Origin of the sequence: uncultured Streptococcus sp., from assembly GCF_963536705.1 — a bacterium.
Taxonomy (GTDB): domain Bacteria; phylum Bacillota; class Bacilli; order Lactobacillales; family Streptococcaceae; genus Streptococcus.
Map to the genome: position 1 here is coordinate 195,668 of NZ_CAUTAP010000002.1, position 18,448 is coordinate 214,115.

General features: G+C 44.5%; 19 protein-coding genes and 1 tRNA gene. 19 read left to right on the plus strand and 1 reads right to left on the minus strand.

What is annotated here, in order from left to right:
• Positions 1-47 precede the first annotated feature (47 nt).
• Positions 48-1,160, minus strand: coding sequence for an alanine dehydrogenase (gene ald, locus RWX26_RS02295; protein WP_314578780.1), 1,113 nt, complete (start codon positions 1,158-1,160; stop codon positions 48-50).
• A gap of 130 nt (positions 1,161-1,290) precedes the next feature.
• On the opposite strand from ald, the gene RWX26_RS02300 reads away from it, so the two are divergent.
• From RWX26_RS02300 to RWX26_RS02390, 19 genes are all read left to right on the plus strand, one after another.
• The gene (locus RWX26_RS02300; RefSeq protein WP_314578781.1) at positions 1,291-1,860 is read left to right on the plus strand and encodes a GNAT family N-acetyltransferase; all 570 of its coding nucleotides are present in this window, start codon (positions 1,291-1,293) and stop codon (positions 1,858-1,860) included.
• Positions 1,861-1,908: 48 nt separating this feature from the next.
• Positions 1,909-1,981: transfer RNA gene (locus tag RWX26_RS02305), tRNA-Thr, on the plus strand.
• A 328-nt stretch (positions 1,982-2,309) separates the two neighbouring features.
• A complete protein-coding gene (ybeY, locus tag RWX26_RS02310) occupies positions 2,310-2,807 on the plus strand; it encodes an rRNA maturation RNase YbeY (RefSeq protein ID WP_223337118.1) in 498 nt (165 codons plus the stop codon).
• Positions 2,788-3,186: a diacylglycerol kinase family protein gene (locus RWX26_RS02315; RefSeq protein WP_002894866.1), complete on the plus strand. Its 399-nt coding sequence runs from the start codon at positions 2,788-2,790 to the stop codon at positions 3,184-3,186. The genes ybeY and RWX26_RS02315 overlap by 20 nt, the downstream gene beginning before the upstream one ends.
• A gap of 66 nt (positions 3,187-3,252) precedes the next feature.
• On the plus strand, positions 3,253-4,152 hold the full coding sequence (gene era, locus RWX26_RS02320; RefSeq protein WP_061411024.1) for a GTPase Era: 900 nt from the start codon (positions 3,253-3,255) through the stop codon (positions 4,150-4,152).
• Between the two features lie 24 nt (positions 4,153-4,176).
• Positions 4,177-4,959 carry an alpha/beta fold hydrolase gene (locus RWX26_RS02325; protein ID WP_314578792.1) on the plus strand — a complete coding sequence of 261 codons (783 nt, stop codon included), beginning with the start codon at positions 4,177-4,179 and terminating at the stop codon, positions 4,957-4,959.
• A gap of 1 nt (position 4,960) precedes the next feature.
• A complete protein-coding gene (locus RWX26_RS02330; protein WP_314578794.1) occupies positions 4,961-5,431 on the plus strand; it encodes an NUDIX domain-containing protein in 471 nt (156 codons plus the stop codon).
• Positions 5,432-5,458: 27 nt separating this feature from the next.
• On the plus strand, positions 5,459-6,283 hold the full coding sequence (gene mutM / locus RWX26_RS02335) for a DNA-formamidopyrimidine glycosylase (protein WP_314578795.1): 825 nt from the start codon (positions 5,459-5,461) through the stop codon (positions 6,281-6,283).
• A gap of 5 nt (positions 6,284-6,288) precedes the next feature.
• Positions 6,289-6,885, plus strand: a complete 597-nt coding sequence (gene coaE, locus RWX26_RS02340; protein WP_268701796.1) for a dephospho-CoA kinase — start codon at positions 6,289-6,291, stop codon at positions 6,883-6,885.
• A gap of 3 nt (positions 6,886-6,888) precedes the next feature.
• The gene (locus tag RWX26_RS02345) at positions 6,889-8,091 is read left to right on the plus strand and encodes a multidrug efflux MFS transporter (RefSeq protein WP_314578832.1); all 1,203 of its coding nucleotides are present in this window, start codon (positions 6,889-6,891) and stop codon (positions 8,089-8,091) included.
• The gene (gene rpmG, locus RWX26_RS02350) at positions 8,091-8,240 is read left to right on the plus strand and encodes a 50S ribosomal protein L33 (RefSeq protein WP_072074309.1); all 150 of its coding nucleotides are present in this window, start codon (positions 8,091-8,093) and stop codon (positions 8,238-8,240) included. The genes RWX26_RS02345 and rpmG overlap by 1 nt, the downstream gene beginning before the upstream one ends.
• A gap of 42 nt (positions 8,241-8,282) precedes the next feature.
• Positions 8,283-8,516 (plus strand): preprotein translocase subunit SecG, encoded by a 234-nt coding sequence (secG, locus tag RWX26_RS02355; RefSeq protein ID WP_002894878.1) that lies wholly within the window; start codon positions 8,283-8,285, stop codon positions 8,514-8,516.
• Positions 8,517-8,605: 89 nt separating this feature from the next.
• Complete coding sequence (gene rnr, locus RWX26_RS02360) at positions 8,606-10,954, plus strand: ribonuclease R (RefSeq protein WP_314578802.1); 2,349 nt, start codon at positions 8,606-8,608, stop codon at positions 10,952-10,954.
• Positions 10,917-11,384, plus strand: coding sequence for an SsrA-binding protein SmpB (gene smpB / locus RWX26_RS02365; RefSeq protein ID WP_002894882.1), 468 nt, complete (start codon positions 10,917-10,919; stop codon positions 11,382-11,384). Before rnr ends, smpB begins: the two co-directional genes overlap by 38 nt.
• Positions 11,385-11,578: 194 nt before the next feature.
• Complete coding sequence (tehB, locus tag RWX26_RS02370) at positions 11,579-12,442, plus strand: SAM-dependent methyltransferase TehB (RefSeq protein ID WP_032914096.1); 864 nt, start codon at positions 11,579-11,581, stop codon at positions 12,440-12,442.
• Between the two features lie 477 nt (positions 12,443-12,919).
• Positions 12,920-14,935, plus strand: coding sequence for a M13-type metalloendopeptidase (locus tag RWX26_RS02375; protein WP_002894885.1), 2,016 nt, complete (start codon positions 12,920-12,922; stop codon positions 14,933-14,935).
• A 402-nt stretch (positions 14,936-15,337) separates the two neighbouring features.
• Positions 15,338-17,002 carry a C69 family dipeptidase gene (locus tag RWX26_RS02380; protein ID WP_314578807.1) on the plus strand — a complete coding sequence of 555 codons (1,665 nt, stop codon included), beginning with the start codon at positions 15,338-15,340 and terminating at the stop codon, positions 17,000-17,002.
• Complete coding sequence (locus RWX26_RS02385; protein WP_314578810.1) at positions 16,995-17,816, plus strand: PrsW family glutamic-type intramembrane protease; 822 nt, start codon at positions 16,995-16,997, stop codon at positions 17,814-17,816. Before RWX26_RS02380 ends, RWX26_RS02385 begins: the two co-directional genes overlap by 8 nt.
• Positions 17,817-17,940: 124 nt before the next feature.
• Positions 17,941-18,448 (plus strand): C69 family dipeptidase (locus RWX26_RS02390; RefSeq protein WP_314578812.1); only part of this gene is annotated, 508 nt, incomplete at its 3' end.

Sequence of the window (18,448 nt, forward strand, 5' to 3'; positions counted from 1 at the left end):
TTTCTGCTCTTTTTTGTGAGATTGATTTGAAAAGTCGAAATTTTCAACTAAACGAGTTCGTCAATAGATGTGTAGTCCTTGTTGAGGCCCTCTGCAACTGGTTGACTGGTGATATGACCTTGGTAAGTCGTTACACCTTGGCGCAGTCCTTGGTCATCTGTAATGGCTTGTTTGAAGCCTCTTCCTGCCAAGGCTTCAATATAAGGAAGGGTGACATTGGTCAGGGCAATGGTAGAAGTGCGGGCTACAGCACCAGGGATATTTGCAACTGCATAGTGGAGGACACCGTGTTTTTCATAGACAGGCTCGGTGTGAGTCGTTACACGGTCTGCTGTTTCAATGACACCGCCTTGGTCAACAGCTACGTCTACAATGACAGATCCTGGACGCATTTGTTTAACCATATCATCTGTCACCAATTTTGGAGCTTTAGCTCCAGGAATGAGGACAGCACCGATAACAACATCAGCCTCTCGGACGCTAGCTTCGATATTGAAAGGATTAGACATGAGGGTCTGGATTTGATGGCCAAAGACATCTTCTAGGACAGACAGACGCTTAGCACTGATATCCAGAATAGTTACCTGAGCACCCAGTCCAAGAGCGATACGAGCGGCATGAGTTCCTACGACACCACCACCGATGATGGTTACTTTCCCCTTAGGAACACCTGGTACACCACCTAATAAGACACCAGATCCTCCTTCTTGTTTAGTCAAGAAGTGTGCCCCGATTTGAACGGCCATCCGTCCAGCGACCTCACTCATTGGTACCAAGAGTGGCAATTGTCCATCTTGATCGCGTACGGTTTCATAGGCTAGACCAGTCGTCTTGGCACTCGTCATAGCATCAGCTAGCTCAGGAGCGGCAGCCATGTGCAGATAGGTAAAGAGCAAGAGGTCATCACGAAGATAGCCATATTCAGCTTCTAAAGGCTCTTTAACTTTTACTACAAGTTCAGCCGCCCAAGCTTCTGCAGCAGTAGGGACGATTTTTGCACCTTGTTTCTCGTAGTCTGCATCTGCAAAGCCAGAACCAAGTCCTGCATTCGTCTCAATCAGAACTTCATGGCCTTTACCAACTAAACTGTGAACACCAGCAGGTGTCAAAGCTACACGATTTTCATTATTTTTGATTTCTTTTGGAATACCGATTAACATAAAAAATATGCTCCTTTTTTAAGATGTTTTTATTGTATATGAAAACGCTTCAAAAATCAAGAAAAAATCAGAGTGGTTTGCTTTCATTAGTGAATTGTGCTATTCTGTTAAGAAAAAATAGGAGGCTCTGATGGAAAATATCTATGTCAATCTGGCTCGTCATACCAGACTGGAAACTGAGCGGTTGATTCTGCGTCCGGTGACCTTGGAGGATGCCCCGGCAATGTTTGAGTACGCTTCAGATGAGGAAAATACTCGCTATACTTTTGAGACAAACAAAAGCCTGGAAGAAACACGCAATAATATCGCTCTCTTTTATCTGGCCAATCCTCTGGGGCGCTGGGGAATAGAAGTGAAAGAAAGTGGCAAATTCATCGGGACTATTGACCTGCATAAGATCAGGCTGGACTTGAAAACGGCGGCTATCGGCTACGTAATCAATAAAAAATACTGGAATCTGGGATATACGACAGAGGCCAATCGCGCAGTAATCAAGCTAGCTTTTGAGGAAATCAGAATGAACAAACTTGTAGCGCTGCATGATGTGGATAATCCAGCATCTGGCAGGGTTATGGTCAAGTCTGGTATGAAATATTCCCACGAAGAGCCTTACGCATCACTAAATAAGCATGAGAAAGGCCGCGTTGTGACGCGTGTGCATTACTATCTGACTAGGGAAGATTATTTTGCAAAAAAATGAGAAAGGATATTGACAAGCACCTATCTACATGATATATTAGTTAGGTACGCTGATTTAGCTCAGTTGGCAGAGCGCATCCATGGTAAGGATGAGGTCGCCGGTTCGATCCCGGCAATTAGCATTATATAAGATTAAAAACCCTTGATTTACAAGGGTTTTCGTTATATCCGACCAAATTTCGCCCAAAAAGTTTATAGAAGAATATTAAAACTATAAAATAAAACAATTTATTTACTTTCATTGATTTAAACGTGATGTTTTTGTCAATGATAGCAGGTAGTGAAACGCAAAGTTTCGGGAAGAGATTAAATAAAAAAAAAGAGCTGCTTTTGTCTTTGCGGTGAGAGGTTGACAAATCTGCTCTGCTATTGTCCAAAACCCTGCCCTCGGCTCCCTAAAGTGAGTCAAAATATGATATAATAAGGTAATACTAGCAAAGCGGGTAAGATATGTATATCGAAATGGTAGATGAAACGGGTCAGGTTTCGGAAGAGATTCTTAAACAGACCCAGGAAATTTTGGAGTTTGCGGCCCAGAAAACGGGCAAGGAAAATAAGGAAATGGCTGTGACTTTTGTCAGCAATGAGCGCAGTCATGAACTCAACTTGGAATATAGAGATACGGATCGGCCGACGGATGTGATCAGCTTGGAGTATAAGTCTGAGCTGGACATCGCTGTTGACGAGGAGGATTTGCTGGACCATCCTGAGCTAGCTGAGATGTTGGAGGATTTTGACGCCTATATCGGTGAGCTGTTCATTTCAGTGGACAAGGCGCGTGAACAGGCTGAAGAATATGGCCACAGCTTTGAGCGAGAGATGGGCTTTTTGGCAGTGCATGGTTTTCTGCATATCAACGGCTATGATCACTATACGCCGGAAGAAGAAGCAGAAATGTTTGGTTTACAGGAAGAAATTTTAACTGCTTATGGACTCACAAGGAAATAACAAACGCAAATGGAAAAATCGAGATGTGGTCTCGAGTCTGGAATTTGCTTTAACTGGTATTTTTACAGCCTTTAAAGAGGAGCGCAATCTGCGCAAGCATGTACTTTCGGCTCTGGCGGTGATAGTTGCGGGACTGATTTTTGACTTGTCCGCGATAGAATGGCTCTTTCTCTTTTTGAGCATTTTTCTGGTCATTGCCTTTGAGATTGTCAATTCTGCCATTGAAAATGTCGTAGATCTGGCCAGTGATTACCACTTTTCTATGCGGGCTAAGAATGCCAAGGATATGGCAGCGGGAGCTGTTCTGGTCGTGTCTGGCTTTGCAGTTGTGACGGGACTGATTATTTTTGTTCCCAAGATTTGGGATTGGATTTTTTAAAGACTTGAAAATCGGGGGAGACTGCCGATTTTCTGCTGTTTTAATGGAAATAAAAGAGGTAAAATAATGACTTTTAAATCAGGTTTTGTAGCTATTTTAGGACGCCCCAATGTTGGGAAATCAACCTTTTTGAATCATGTTATGGGGCAAAAGATTGCCATCATGAGCGATAAGGCTCAGACCACACGCAATAAAATTATGGGAATTTACACGACGGATAAGGAGCAGATTGTCTTTATCGATACGCCGGGAATCCATAAGCCTAAGACGGCTCTAGGCGATTTTATGGTGGAAGCAGCTTACAGCACCCTGCGTGAGGTGGATACCGTCCTCTTCATGGTGCCGGCTGACGAGCCGCGTGGCAAGGGCGATGACATGATTATCGAACGCCTGAAAGCGGCTAAGGTGCCAGTTATTTTGGTGGTTAATAAGATTGATAAAGTCCATCCGGATCAGCTTTTAGCGCAAATTGATGATTTTCGTCAGCAGATGGATTTCAAAGAAATCGTGCCGATTTCAGCCCTGCAAGGCAATAATGTGTCCCATCTGATTGACATCCTCAGTGAAAATCTGGAGGAAGGCTTCCAGTATTTCCCAGAAGACCAGATTACCGACCATCCGGAGCGTTTTCTGGTGTCTGAGATGATTCGGGAGAAGGTGTTGATGCTGACACGGGAGGAAATTCCCCACTCAGTCGCGGTGGTTGTTGATAGCATGAAGCGAGACGAGGAGACGGACAAGGTCCATATCCGAGCAACAATCATGGTGGAACGTGACAGCCAAAAAGGCATTGTCATCGGCAAAGGCGGCTCCATGCTGAAGAAAATCGGCTCCATGGCTCGGCGAGATATTGAGCTCATGCTCGGGGACAAGGTCTTCCTAGAGACCTGGGTCAAGGTCAAGAAAAACTGGCGTGACAAGAAGCTGGACTTGGCGGACTTTGGCTATAATAAGAAGGAATATTGAGGTTCTAAGCCAGTAAGTGAGGTGATGGAGATGCCATCATTATTCATTGAAGAAAGAGGGCAGCAAAATCCAAAAAGTATTATCTTTTTGCATGTTTCAGGCTCTAGCAGTCAGATGTGGCGGCACCATGTTGCTGCGCTTGAGCAAGATTTTCATTGCATTCTTGTGGATTTACCTGGTCACGGAGCCAGTCATAATATTGAGTGGACAAACTTTGATGATGTCGTGGAAATGATTGTGGCTGTCATTAAAAGCAAAGCACATGGCAAGCCGCACTTGGTTGGGCTTTCATTAGGCGGTTCACTCATTCTTAAGTTGTTGGAAAAACATTCTAGCCTTATAGATAGAGTCATTGTGGATGGGGCAAGCCCTCAGCCAATTAAGGGCTATCGCAAGATTATTGCCATAGTCTATCTGATGTCTTTCTTGAAAAATACTAAATTTGTAGCCAATCTCCTGACAAAAATGATGCAAGAGGACGGAGCACCTGTCCAAGATGTTCAGTGCTTTGTTGCAGATTTCCAAAGAGCTGAACGGCGCTCATGTCGCCGTGCGATGTCACAGGCAAATCTGCTGAGACTTGACTTGCAGTTTGATAATCCTGCCTTCTTTGTTTCAGGTGGAAAAGAAGCTGAAACTATTCATGACTGGCACCGCAGGTTGGCACAGAAAAATGCTAGGTCTGAATGCGCCTATTACCCTGACAAGGGGCATGCTTGGCATTTTAGTGATGTGGATACGCATATTCAGTTGCTAGGTTATTTCTTTCAAAACGCTGCCTTCCCAGAGAAATTGAAAGGATTTTGATATGGACTATATTTCCTATATTCGCTCCAAGGTGGGGCATGATAAGGTTATCTTGAATTTTGCCGGTGGGCTTCTGGCAGACGAGGAAGGTCGTGTGCTTCTGCAGTTGCGAGGTGATAAGAAAACATGGGCGATTCCTGGTGGAGCTATGGAGCTCGGGGAGACTTCTTTGCAAGCAGCCGTGCGCGAATTTCACGAAGAGACAGGCATTGCTGTTGAAGCCAAGCGCTTGCTGAATGTCTACACTAATTTTGATGAATCTTATCCTAATGGTGACAAAGTGCAGACGGTTGTCTTTCTGTATGAATTTCAGGCACTGAAGAATGTTGATATTTCCAATTTTCATAATGAGGAAACACTGCGTTTAGGCTTTTTTTCTAAAGAAGAAATAGCAGAGCTGGAAAATGTATCGGATAAACATCGCCTGATGATGGATGAGTATTTTTCGGACAGCTTTGCTATGGGGCTTTGAGATGTGAAAGAATAAGAAAGGAGCTTTATGCCTGAATTACCTGAAGTGGAAACGGTTCGACGGGGTTTGGAGCGTCTGGTAGTTGGCAAGACAATTGGACAGGTGCAGGTCCGCTATGCTAAGATGATTGGCACGGGAGTGGATAGTTTTATCCACGACTTGCCAGGTCAGACCATTGAAAAGATTGGCCGTCGGGGCAAGTATTTGCTTTTTTACCTGACGGGTGGAGTGCTGATTTCCCATCTACGAATGGAAGGCAAGTATCTTTTTTATCTTGATGCGGTGCCTGAGCGCAAGCATGCCCATATCTTTTTCGAGATGACGGATGGTGGGACGCTTGTTTATGAGGATGTTCGTAAGTTTGGGACCATGGAGCTATTGAGAAAGGATCAGCTGGAGTCTTATTTTGCTGCCAGAAAGCTTGGTCCTGAGCCGACAGAGGCGGACTTTCTTTTGGCGCCTTTTGCAGCAGCTTTGGGTCGTTCTAAGAAGCCTATAAAACCCTATTTGCTGGAGCAGACCTTGGTCGTTGGTCTAGGCAATATCTATGTAGATGAGGCCCTTTGGCGGGCACGGATTCATCCGGCCAGGCCATCAGCTAGTCTGAAGCCTGCTGAAGTGAAGCGGCTGCGTAAGCAGATTATAGAAGTTTTGCAGCTTGGGATTGAGAAAAGGGGATCGACCATTCGGACCTATCGCAATGCTTTGGGTGAAGATGGCACGATGCAGGATTTTCTGCAGGTTTATGGAAAGACTGGTCACCCCTGTGCTAGATGCGGCAGCCCGATTGAGAAAATTAAGCTGAGCGGACGCGGTACACATCTCTGTCCTCACTGCCAGAAAGCGAGGTAGCTGTCATGGTAAGAATTATTGGTATCACTGGCGGCATTGCCTCGGGTAAGTCAACTGTGACAGAGTTTTTAAGGCAGCAGGGCTACCAAGTCATTGATGCGGATCAGGTAGTGCATGAGCTGCAGGAGCCTGACGGACGGCTTTATCAAGCTCTTTTATCCGCTTTTGGCTCAGCTATCTTACAGGAAGATGGGCGCTTGGACCGGCCTAAGCTGGGAGCTATGATTTTTGGGAATCCTCAACTCTTGGAGCAATCCAGTCAAATACAAAATCAGATTATCCGCGAGGAACTGACTGGCCGGCGAGATTTGCTCGCAGAGACGGAAGACATCTTTTTTATGGATCTTCCCTTGCTGTTTGAGCTACAATATGAGGACTGGTTTGACCAAATCTGGCTGGTGGATGTGACGGTGGAAACTCAGCTCAGTCGTCTTATGACTCGAAATGCTCTCAGTCAGGAAGAAGCAGAGAAACGCATAGCAGCTCAGCTATCTTTACGAGAAAAACGAAAGAGGGCGGATGTGCTGATTGATAATAATGGCTCGCTTGAGGAAACTCGACAGCAGATTCGTGATGCTTTGCAGAAATTAGAAAGAAGATGATTTATTACGACACAAGTAAATTGGAAACATAACCTGAAAGTCGCTTGGTTTGGGAACTTCCTGACAGGTGCCAGCATTTCTCTGGTGACGCCTTTTATGCCACTTTTTGTGGAGCAGCTGGGTGCCAGAGGTCATGAGGTGGAGTATTACGCTGGGCTAGGGATTTCTCTCTCGGCAATCTCAGCGGCCCTGCTCTCTCCTGTTTGGGGAAGTCTGGCTGATCGATATGGCCGCAAGCCTATGATGGTACGTGCGGCTATTGCCATGGTTTTCACTATGGGCGGTATTGCCTTTGTGCCCAATATTTTCTGGCTCTTGCTCCTACGCTTTCTAAATGGGGTTTTTGCTGGTTATGTTCCCAACAGCACAGCTCTGATTGCCAGTCAGGCTCCCAAGGAAAAAACGGGTTATGCTCTGGGAACTCTCTCGACCGGTGTCGTTGCGGGTAATCTTATGGGGCCGTTTATTGGCGGTCTGATTGCGGAGATGTTCGGTATCCGCAATGTCTTTCTCCTGATTGGCGGCTTTTTTATAGTGGCAGCCTTGATGACCTTTTATTTGATTCGGGAGGATTTTGTGCCAGTGACCCGACAAGAAGAGGTAGGCTATAGGGAATTGCTGCGTCAACTCAGGTATCCTAAGATGCTGATGAATCTCTTTCTGACCAGCTTTGTTATCCAGTTTGCAGCTCAATCCATCAGCCCCATCCTTTCCCTCTATGTCAGAGAGTTGGGGCAAAAGGACAATCTGATCTTTGTTTCGGGTCTCATCGTTTCTAGCATGGGACTTTCCAGCATGATGAGCTCCAGTATTCTGGGACGGTTAGGAGACCGTATAGGCAATCACCGGCTTCTGGTGCTGGCACAGTTCTATTCAATCCTGATTTATCTGCTCTGTGCCAATGCTGGCTCCCCTATGCAGCTAGGCTTTTATCGCTTTTTATTTGGCCTAGGAACAGGGGCGCTGATACCAGGTGTCAATGCTCTGCTAAGTAAGATAACACCCAAGTTTGGAATCTCTAGGATTTTCAGTTATAATCAGATTTTCTTTTATCTGGGTGGGGTGGTCGGTCCTATGTCTGGATCGGTCATTGCGGCAGCCTATGGTTATCATTCAGTCTTTTATGCAACAGCAGGGCTAGTTGCCGTCAGTATGCTGACCAATCTCTTTAGTTTTCGAAATTTATTTAAAAAGAAGGATATCTAGTGCGCGTTAAAATAAATTTAAAATGTTCCAGCTGCGGCAGTCAGAACTATCTGACCAGCAAAAATACTAAAACGCATCCGGAAAAAATTGAGGTCTTAAAGTATTGTCCTAAGGAAAGAAAAGTTACTTTACATCTTGAATCCAAGTAGATTTTATGATAAAATAGATAGGATTTTAAGGAGTTTTTATTTATGTACAACCTATTATTAACCATTTTAGTCATTTTATCAGCTATTATTGTCATTGCAATTTTTATGCAGCCAACCAAAAATCAGTCCAGCAACGTCTTTGATGCCAGTGCCAACGACTTGTTCGAACGTCCTAAGGCACGCGGTTTTGAAGCTGTGATGCAGCGTATGACGGGAATCATGATTTTCTTCTGGCTACTGATTGCATTGGTATTAGCAGTATTATCTAGTAAATAAAATGGGCTCTGACTTCGTCTTGGCCTATTTTTTAAGTTTTAAAGAGATTTAAAAGAGATGAAGAAAGAACTCATCAAGAGAAGAGGAATATGAAATCAGAAATCATTGAATATTTAAAAGAAAGGCAGCAGGCCAGCGTGGATGAGCTGGCGGCTGCTTTGGGGAAAGAATCTTCCAAGGACTTTAGTAGCTTGGTCAAGACCATTTCTCAGATGGAAAGAAAGCATCAGATTCATTTTGATGACAAGGGGCGGATTGAGCTTTATGAGAAGAAAAAGCAGGAGCGTCTGACGCTCAAGGGTGTTTTTCATGCCCACAAGAATGGATTTGGCTTTGTTACCTTGAATGAGGAAGAGGATGACCTCTTTGTCGGCCGTAATGATGTCAATCATGCCATTGATGGTGATACGGTGGAAGTAGTCATTACCAAGGTGGCAGACCGTATCAAGGGAACATCAGCTGAGGCTAAGATTATCGATATTTTGGAGCACAGCCTGACGTCAGCGGTTGGTCAGCTGGTTCTGGATGAGGAAAAGCCCAAGTATGCGGGTTATATCCGCTCGAAAAATCAGAAAATAAGCCAGCCTATTTATGTCAAAAAACCAGCTATGGTTCTGGATGGTACAGAGGTGCTCAAGGTCGCTATTGACAAATATCCGACCAAGAAACACGATTTCTTTGTGGCTAGTCTGGTCGATGTGGTCGGTCATGTCAACGATCCAGGTATTGATGTATTAGAAGTGCTGGAGTCGATGGATATTGTCTCCGAATTTCCAGAAAAGGTCTTGGAAGAGGCCGAGCGAGTTCCGGATGCACCGACAGAGAGTGATTTGGCAGGACGTTTGGATCTGCGCGAAGAGATTACCTTCACCATCGATGGAGCGGATGCCAAAGACTTGGACGATGCTGTCCATATCAAGCGTCTGAAAAATGGCAACTTTGAACTAGGCGTCCATATCGCAGATGTGTCCTACTATGTCAAAGAAGGCTCTGAGCTGGACAAGGAAGCCCTCAATCGAGCGACTTCTGTCTATGTGACCGACCGCGTGGTACCTATGCTTCCGGAGCGCCTGTCAAATGGAATCTGCTCCCTCAATCCAAATGTGGACCGGCTGACCCAGTCGGCTATCATGGAGATAGATGCTAAGGGGCGCGTGGTCAAGCATGCCATCACCCAGACTGTCATCAAGACGACCTTTCGCATGACCTACAGTGATGTCAACGACATCATTGCTGGAAATCAGGAAAAAGCTGGGCAGTTCAAGGCTATTGTACCTAGCATTGACAGTATGGTCCAGCTGCATGAGATTCTGGAAAGTATGCGCTTTAAACGCGGTGCGCTTAACTTTGACACCAATGAAGCCAAAATCATGGTCAACAAGGAAGGTCGGCCAGTGGATATTGTCCTGCGTCAGCGGGGAATTGCTGAGCGTATGATTGAATCCTTTATGCTGGTGGCGAATGAGACGGTAGCTGAGCATTTTGCTAAGTTAAATCTGCCCTTCATCTATCGGATCCACGAGGAGCCAAAGGCGGAGAAGGTGCAGAAGTTTATCGACTACGCCTCTAGCTTTGGGATTCGGATATACGGGACGGCTAGCTCTATGAGTCAGCAGGCTCTGCAGGATATTATGGAGGCGGTCAAAGACCAGCCTTATGAGGATGTCCTATCCATGATGCTTCTGCGCTCCATGCAGCAGGCTCGCTACTCCGAGCACAATCACGGCCACTACGGTCTGGCAGCGGAGTTTTATACGCATTTCACCAGTCCGATTCGCCGCTATCCGGACCTTCTGGTTCATCGGATGGTGCGGGATTATGGCAAGTCTAAAGAAATAGCAGAGCATTTTGAGCAAGTGATTCCAGAGATTGCCAGTCAGTCTTCCAGCCGGGAGCGTCGGGCTATTGAGGCCGAGCGTGAAGTCGAAGCCATGAAGAAGGCTGAGTACATGGAAGAATTCGTTGGGGAAGAGTTTGACGGTGTTGTCTCAAGCGTGGTTAAGTTTGGACTCTTTGTCGAGTTGCCTAATACGGTCGAAGGCTTGATTCATGTCACCAACCTGCCAGAGTTTTACAGCTACAATGAGCGGACGATGACCCTACAAGCAGAAAAGTCCGGCGTGATCTTCAAGGTCGGTCAGCAGATTCGCATCAAGCTGGTTCGAGCGGATAAGGCTACGGGAGAGATTGACTTTGAATACCTGCCCAGTGAATTTGACCTGGTAGAAAAGACCAGTAAGACTGGCAGAGGTAAGTCGGGCAGAAAGAGACGCCGTGAGGATGACAAGCGCAGCCATCCTTCCAAAGAAAAAGGCTATAGAGATAAGAAAGATAAGAAGTCCAAGAAAGGTAAGAGCCAGAAGGCATTTTACAAGGAACTAGTCAAGAAAGGAGCCAAGCATGGCAAAGGGAGAAGGAAAGGTCGTCGCGCAAAATAAAAAGGCCAGACACGACTACACCATCGTAGACACCATAGAGGCTGGCATGGTGCTGACGGGGACGGAAATCAAAAGCGTCCGCGCAGCCCGTATCAATCTCAAAGATGGCTTTGCCCAGATCAAGAACGGTGAGGCCTGGCTCAGCAATGTGCATATCGCGCCTTATGAAGAGGGCAATATCTGGAATCAAGAGCCTGAGCGTCGCAGAAAGCTGCTGCTGCATAAGAAGCAGATCCAAAAGCTGGAGCAGGAGACCAAGGGAACTGGGATGACGCTGGTGCCGCTCAAGGTCTATCTCAAGGACGGCTATGCCAAGCTGCTACTGGGCTTAGCCAAAGGGAAACACGACTATGACAAGCGCGAGTCCATCAAACGCCGCGAGCAAAACCGCGACATTGCAAGACAAATGAAGAACTTTAATACAAGATGAAAGATCGGGTGACCGGTCTTTTTTAGTTTTATATTAGTGATTCTCATCTACAGTAGTTATCTTAAATTGTTTATTGTCAAATTTACTAAACAGAAAACTTCTGACCACTTTTCCACTTGTAAAGTCTGTGCTTTTCGAGTATGATAAAGACAGTTAGATTATTCGTAGCTTTGCTTTTAGAGAAAGGATTTTTTATGACAGAAGAATTGCTAGCTTATAAACGCATGCCGCTGTGGACGGCTGAGACCATGCCAGAGGCGGTAAAGAGAAAGCACAATACCAAAGAGGGAACTTGGGGTAAAATCACTGTTCTCAAGGGACGCCTTAAGTTTGTTGAGATGTCAGAGGAGGGTGAGGAGCTGGCTGAGCACATCTTTGAGGCTGGTCAGGACAATCCTTTTGCCCAACCCCAAGCTTGGCATCGGGTTGAAGCCCTGACTGATGACCTAGAGTGGTATTTGGAGTTTTACTGTCGGCCTGAGGATTATTTCCCAAAGAAATACGGCAGTAATCCAGTGCACTCAGAGGTTTTGGAAGCTATGCAGACAGTCCGGCCAGGGCGGGCGTTAGACCTAGGCTGTGGTCAAGGTCGCAATGCTCTCTTTCTAGCCAAGCAGGGCTTTGAAGTGACGGCTGTAGATCAGAATGAGCTGGCACTGGAGATCTTACGGAGCATTGTGGAGCAGGAGGATTTAGATCTGCCAGTGGGTAGCTACGATATCAACTCAGCTAGTTTGACCCAGACTTATGATTTGATCGTTTCCACTGTTGTCCTTATGTTCCTGCAGGCGGAGCGGATTCCAGATATTATCCGAAATATGCAAGAGCACACAGCGCTTGGCGGCTATAATCTCATCGTCTGTGCTATGGATACAGAAGACTTCCCATGCTCTGTTCCCTTTCCTTTTACTTTTAAGGAAGGCGAGCTTGCCGAGTATTACAAGGATTGGGAGCTGGTTAAGTACAATGAAAATCCTGGTCACCTCCACCGACGTGATGAAAATGGCAATCGAATTCAGCTGCGCTTTGCGACTATGCTAGCTAAAAAGGTTCAGTAGAAGACAGTGGGACAGAAGTTGATTTTTTAAAATTTAGCTTTGCTCACTTATTTTGAGGTTCAGGTTTAAAATGTCTGGGAGGCAATTTAAATTGTCTCAGCCACAATATTTTTTGAACATAATAAAGCTAGACTGAGATATTTTTGTCTCAGTCTTTTTATTTTAGTAAAAAACTTTAGAAATATTTTAGAATTTCTTGAGAAATATCTGAAGTTTGGAGGCTATACTAGAAAGTGTAAGGAGGAGAGAAAAGAGCTGGAAGCAACAGGACAGCTGATAGAAACTTTAGTTTTTCTTTAAGTGTGAGTCTAGAGCAGATCACTTTTAAAAGCAGACTGAACGACCTTATTCTCTCCTCTTGCGGCAATTTTTTCCAGACCTTCAGTTTTCTGTTGACGAGGAAAAAAGAATATGTTAAAGTAAATGAGTAAAATAAAAAAGTCAATTATATTTTACTTAAGATAAAAGGAGGAACTCATGAAGAAAAGAACGAAAATTATTCTAACTTCTACGTTGACTGTGACCGGCCTAATCTTGGCTGCCGGTGGCTACTGGGCTTATAAGACCTTTGTCCCTCAGGAGACACCGATCGATAAGAATGCCACAGTGAGGACCAATTACTATCAGGCCATCAATAAGAAATGGCTGGAAAAGGCAGAGATCCCTAGCGACCAGCCGTCTAACGGTGTGTTTTATGAACTGAACGAGCAGGTCAAGGATAAGATGAAGGCGGATGTCAAAAATCTAGTCTCTGGTAAAGAAGAGTCAACGATTGAAGGCATGCCTGAGTTTATCAAATACTATCAGCAAGCGACTGACTTCAAGCAGCGGGAAAAGGATGGCCTAGCCCCTCTCAAGCCCTATCTCAAGGAAATTGAAGACTTGTCCGATTTGAAGGACCTAGCCAGTAAGGCTGTTGACTGGGAAAAGCGTGGTCTAGCACTGCCGTTTACCCTTGAAATTAGTTCTAACCTAGAAAATACCAATCAGAAACAAGTGAATCTGTCCAGTCCAAGTCTTATGCTGCCGGATAAGAGCTACTATGAAGATGAAGGTGCTAAGAAAAGGATGATGGATCCGCTGGAAAAAGCATTCAAAGAAGCCATGCAAAAGCTGGGCTACAGTGAAAAAAACAGCGAAAAGATTGTCAAAGAAGCCTTAGAATTTGATGGAGAACTGGCCAAATATGCCCAAAGCAATGAAGAAACTTCGGAAATTAAAAATCTTCACCATCCTAAGACGGCAGAAGACATCAATGCCTACTCTGATACCTTTAAGTTTCACGATATTATCAATGCCTATCTAGGCCAGGAATCTGGTGATGTCAATGTACCTAACCCTAAGTATTATGAAAATTTTGCCAAGGTAGTTAATGACAAGAACTTTGGCAAGCTCAAATCTTGGATGCTTGTGAAGCAGGCAGCATCAGCATCTAGTTTTCTAACCGATGACTATCGGCTGATTTTTGCAGAGTACCAAAAATCCTTGCAAGGTACTAAGGAAGCAACTTCAAAAGAAGATGCAGCATACAATCTGACAACAGGAACTTTTTCAGATGTCTTTAGTCTTTACTATGGTCGCAAATATTTTGGTGAGGAAGCCAAGCAAGAAGTGACCCAAATGGTCAAGGATATCAAGGAAGTCTATCGGGAACGTATGCTGAAAAACGAATGGCTATCAGAAGAAACCAAACAGAAGGCAGTCAAGAAGCTGGATACTATGAAACTCTATATCGGCTATCCTGAAAAAGTTCGCGAAGCGACTAAGGCCTTGAAAGTAGACGATAAAAAATCCTTCTTTGAGAATGCAATTGCTTTGAGTCAAGCAAAACATCAATATGATGTTGAGCACTTCTCTGAGCCAGTAGACAAGGACGAGTGGGTGATGCCTTCCTATGATATCAACGCTTACTACTCACAGGAAAATAACAGTATCAACTTTCCAGCCGCAATCCTGCAGAATCCATTCTTTGATGTTAAGCAAGAGATGGAAAAGAACTATGGCGGTATCGGTATGGTTATTGGTCACGAGATTACTCACGCCTTTGACTCAAACGGTGCAAACTTTGATGAAGAGGGGAATTTGAACAATTGGTGGACAGAAGCAGATAAGAAAGCTTTTGACAAGAAAATTGAAGCTGTTACTAAGCAGTGGGATGGTATTGAAATCTACGGCGGCAAGGTCAACGGCAAGCTTACGGTAACAGAAAATGTAGCCGATGCAGGTGGGCTTTCAGCTACTCTCGAAGTTGTGAAAAAGAAATATCCAGATGCAGACTTGAAGAATTACTTTGAAAACTATGCCAATATCTGGAGAAGCAAGGCCAGTCTGCAATTTAACCAACTTCTCCTGAAGGTAGATGTCCATGCTCCGTCCGAGCTGCGGGTCAACCAGCAACTCAAAAATGTAGAGGCCTTCTATGAAACCTATCCAGAAATCAAAGAAGGTGATGCCATGTATCTGGCTCCAGATAAGCGGGTCAGCGTATGGTAAGATTGCTTGTCTAGAGAAGACGATAAAATAATCTAATCTATGAAGCACAACCAGTTTGGTAATAGGAGAGAAGTTTGTTCTTTTTCTCTTCTCCATTCTTTCCTGCGACACCTGCGCGGCTGTGGGTTGTGCCTCCGCAGCCACGTGTCTTTAAAGTCAGATTTTATCTGGCTTTTTTCTTTTACAAAAAAATTTTTATACAGCTTGATATACATCTATGGAAATTTATACAACAGGCTTGGAGGGGCTGCTAGGTATACAGCTAGAGTAATTTTTTCCTAGGGGAATTTATTCATTTTAGCTAGCAGAAGAGGTTTTGGAAACGCTTGCAACCGTAGTAAGAGAATAGTATACTAAATATGCGATAAATATTTTATCAATTAATATACAAAGGAGAAACTGATGAAAAAGAAATTTTTCAGTTGGGCTATTTCAGCCTTGATGCTTCTTACACTCTTTCCTTTTCAGGCTGTCTCAGCCTGTACCGGCTTTATTATCGGGAAGGATTTGACGACGGATGGTTCGACTCTCTATGGTCGAACAGAGGACCTAGAGCCCAATCACAACAAGAATTTTGTGGTGCGGGAGCGCAAGTATAACAAGGCTGGTGATAAATTTGTAGATGAAACCAACGGCTTTAGCTTTGATTTGCCGGCTGTTAGCTACAAGTATACGGCGGTACCGGATGTGACACCAGAGCAGGGCGTTTTTGATGAGGCCGGTTTTAATGAGGAAGGCGTTTCTATCTCTGCGACAGTCTCAGCCAGTGCCAATGATGATATTCAAAAAGTAGATCCTTATGTTAAGGACGGTATCGCTGAATCTGCTTTAACTTCTGTGGTCCTACCTCATGTGAAAACAGCCAAAGAAGGAGTGGAGCTATTAGCTAAAATTGTTAGGGAAAAAGGTGCAGCCGAAGGTAATATCGTGACGATTGCTGACAAGACGGGTGTATGGTATATGGAAATCCTTTCTGGCCACCAATACGCTGCTATCAAGTTTCCGGATGACAAATACGCTGTTTTTCCCAATACATTTTTCCTAGGCAGTGTAGATAAAAATGATACTGAAAACACCATCTTATCAGCTGATCTGGAAAAAATAGCCCAGGATGCTGGCACCTATAAGGAAATCAATGGCAGCTTCCATGTAGCCCAATCTTATAATCCGCCGCTGGCAGAGGCTGACCGCTCTCGGGTTTGGTCTGGTATCAAGGCGCTGGATCCCAATGCAGATGTGCAATATGATGATGAATACTTTGAACTCATGCACTCAACCAGCGACAAGCTTAGTCTGCGTGATGCGATGAACTTGCAGCGCAATCGTTTGGAAGGAACAGACTTCAAACCGCAAGATCAGATGGAGCTAGACGGAAAAGGGATTCCAGATAAAACCAAAGCAGACCCGGTTTATAAATATCCTATTTCCAATCCAAATGTCATGGAGGCCCATATTTTCCAGCTCAAGGAGAATTTACCTGCCTCTACTGGAGGAGGGATTCTCTGGCTAGCTATGGGAAGTCCGCGCAATGCGCCATACCTTCCTTACTATGGTAATATCAGCAATACTGCTCAGCCTTATCAAGAAATGAGTACAGCCTATAATGAGAATTCCTGGTATTGGACTGTTAGCCGCATCAATGATTTGGTTGCAAAATATCCAGAACTATTTGAAGATGGCTCTATTCGCAGTGAAATTGAGCGTATGGAAAGCCAATGGATGGAGGAACAGCCTGCTCATGACAGCGAGCAGATTAGTCTGTCTGAACAGCCAGAACAAGCTAGTCTGAAAGCGACAAAAGATTCTATGGAGCGAGCGGATTCAGTCTTTAAGCGCCTCAAGGAAATCCAGAAGATTGCTGAAGATAAGGTTGTGGCTGAATACGGTACAAGTGCTTTAGAAGAGATTGAGGAGTTAGAGGACTCTGACACAGAGGAGACAATTCGTCTGGAAGATTTTGACTACGATATTGCTATTGCAGGAGGTATCTTTGTGCTGACTGTCATTGGAGTAGCGATTTATCTTGTCAAAGGAAAAAATAGAAAAGGAGCAGACAGTCATGAATAAAACAAGAAGAATTGCTCTCTATATCTACTTAGTCCTAGCTGGTATCGGTTTGCAGTTTGAGCTTGGGAGCATGGCAGAGAAGGATGTCACCTTAGAAGCTGGCCGCGACTTGGTTCTGAACTTAGCTGTTTTAGCTGCCTTTTTCCTGCCTTTCTATTTCTTGATTAAAAAACTTGCCAAGAAGTTATCGGTTGAGACGATTGTGCTAGGAACAGCCCTCTTTGGAGGTGCCTTTATCTCTGGCTGGCTCAGTTTTGCGGGCAATAGCTTGATTGATATTATTAACTCTAACTTTATCAAGGATCCTGCTGTTTTCAATGCTTGGACCAATGCACTGACAGCTCCTTTTGCAGAGGAATTTTTCAAGTCTCTGACAGCCTTTGCCGCTCTCTACATTTTGGGGCGCAAGGATATTCAGTCAGTCTTAATCGCTGGGCTAAGTTCGGGCTTTGGCTTTCAAGTCATAGAGGATATTGCATATGTATCCAGAGTGACTTTCGGAGGACAAAATAGTGGTTCCTTAGAAGCAGTTGGAAGAATTGCTGGCGGATTGGCTTCACATACGCTCTATACAGCAGTGGTGACCGTTGGGGTTTATCTTCTCTTCTCAACAACTTACAAGAAATACCGTCGCTTCGGTCTCTGGTGCGTCGTGTCAACAGTTGCCAATCACTTTATTTGGAACTCTCCTTTCTTCGAAACAGAGCATCGGATTAACATCGTTGTTGGTTTCTTATTTGCCTTTCTTGTTGCTACCTTTATAGAAGTTTACCGACTTGTTTTGAAGGAGAAAAAGACAGATTTAGAAATTTAAATAATTTTCAGGGAATATATAAAAGAAGAGCTTGAAATCGCTTGCAAAACCTGAAGTAAAAGGCTATACTGAATATAGTATTTCATTTTGTAATTTTTTACAAAAAAACAAAGGAGATATTTTTATGAAAAAAATATTGTTTCGTTCCTTGTTAGCTCTTTCGACCATTTTTCTCTTTCCTTTCCAAGTGGTCGAAGCCTGCACAGGATTTATTGTCGGGAAAGACCTGACGGCAGACGGCACAACGCTTTACGGTCGGACAGAGGACTTGGAGCCCAATCACAATAAGGTCTTTCTGGTTCATCCGAGAAAGACCAATGCGAGTGGTGCCAAGCTGGTCGATGAAACCAACAACTTTGAATGGACCCTGCCGGCAGAGAGTTACAAGTATACTTCGGTCTCAGATGTGACCCCATCCCAAGGTATTTTTGACGAGGTTGGCTTCAATGAGTACGGTGTTTCCATTTCTGCGACTGTTTCTGCAAAGGCCAATGATGCCATTCAAAAGGTGGATCCTTATGTAGCAAATGGCTTGGCTGAGTCTATCCTGACAACTGTCGTTCTGCCTCATGTTCAGACTGCCCAAGAAGAAAGTATTAGGAAAGACTGCATACTTGTCATCTGGGAATTTA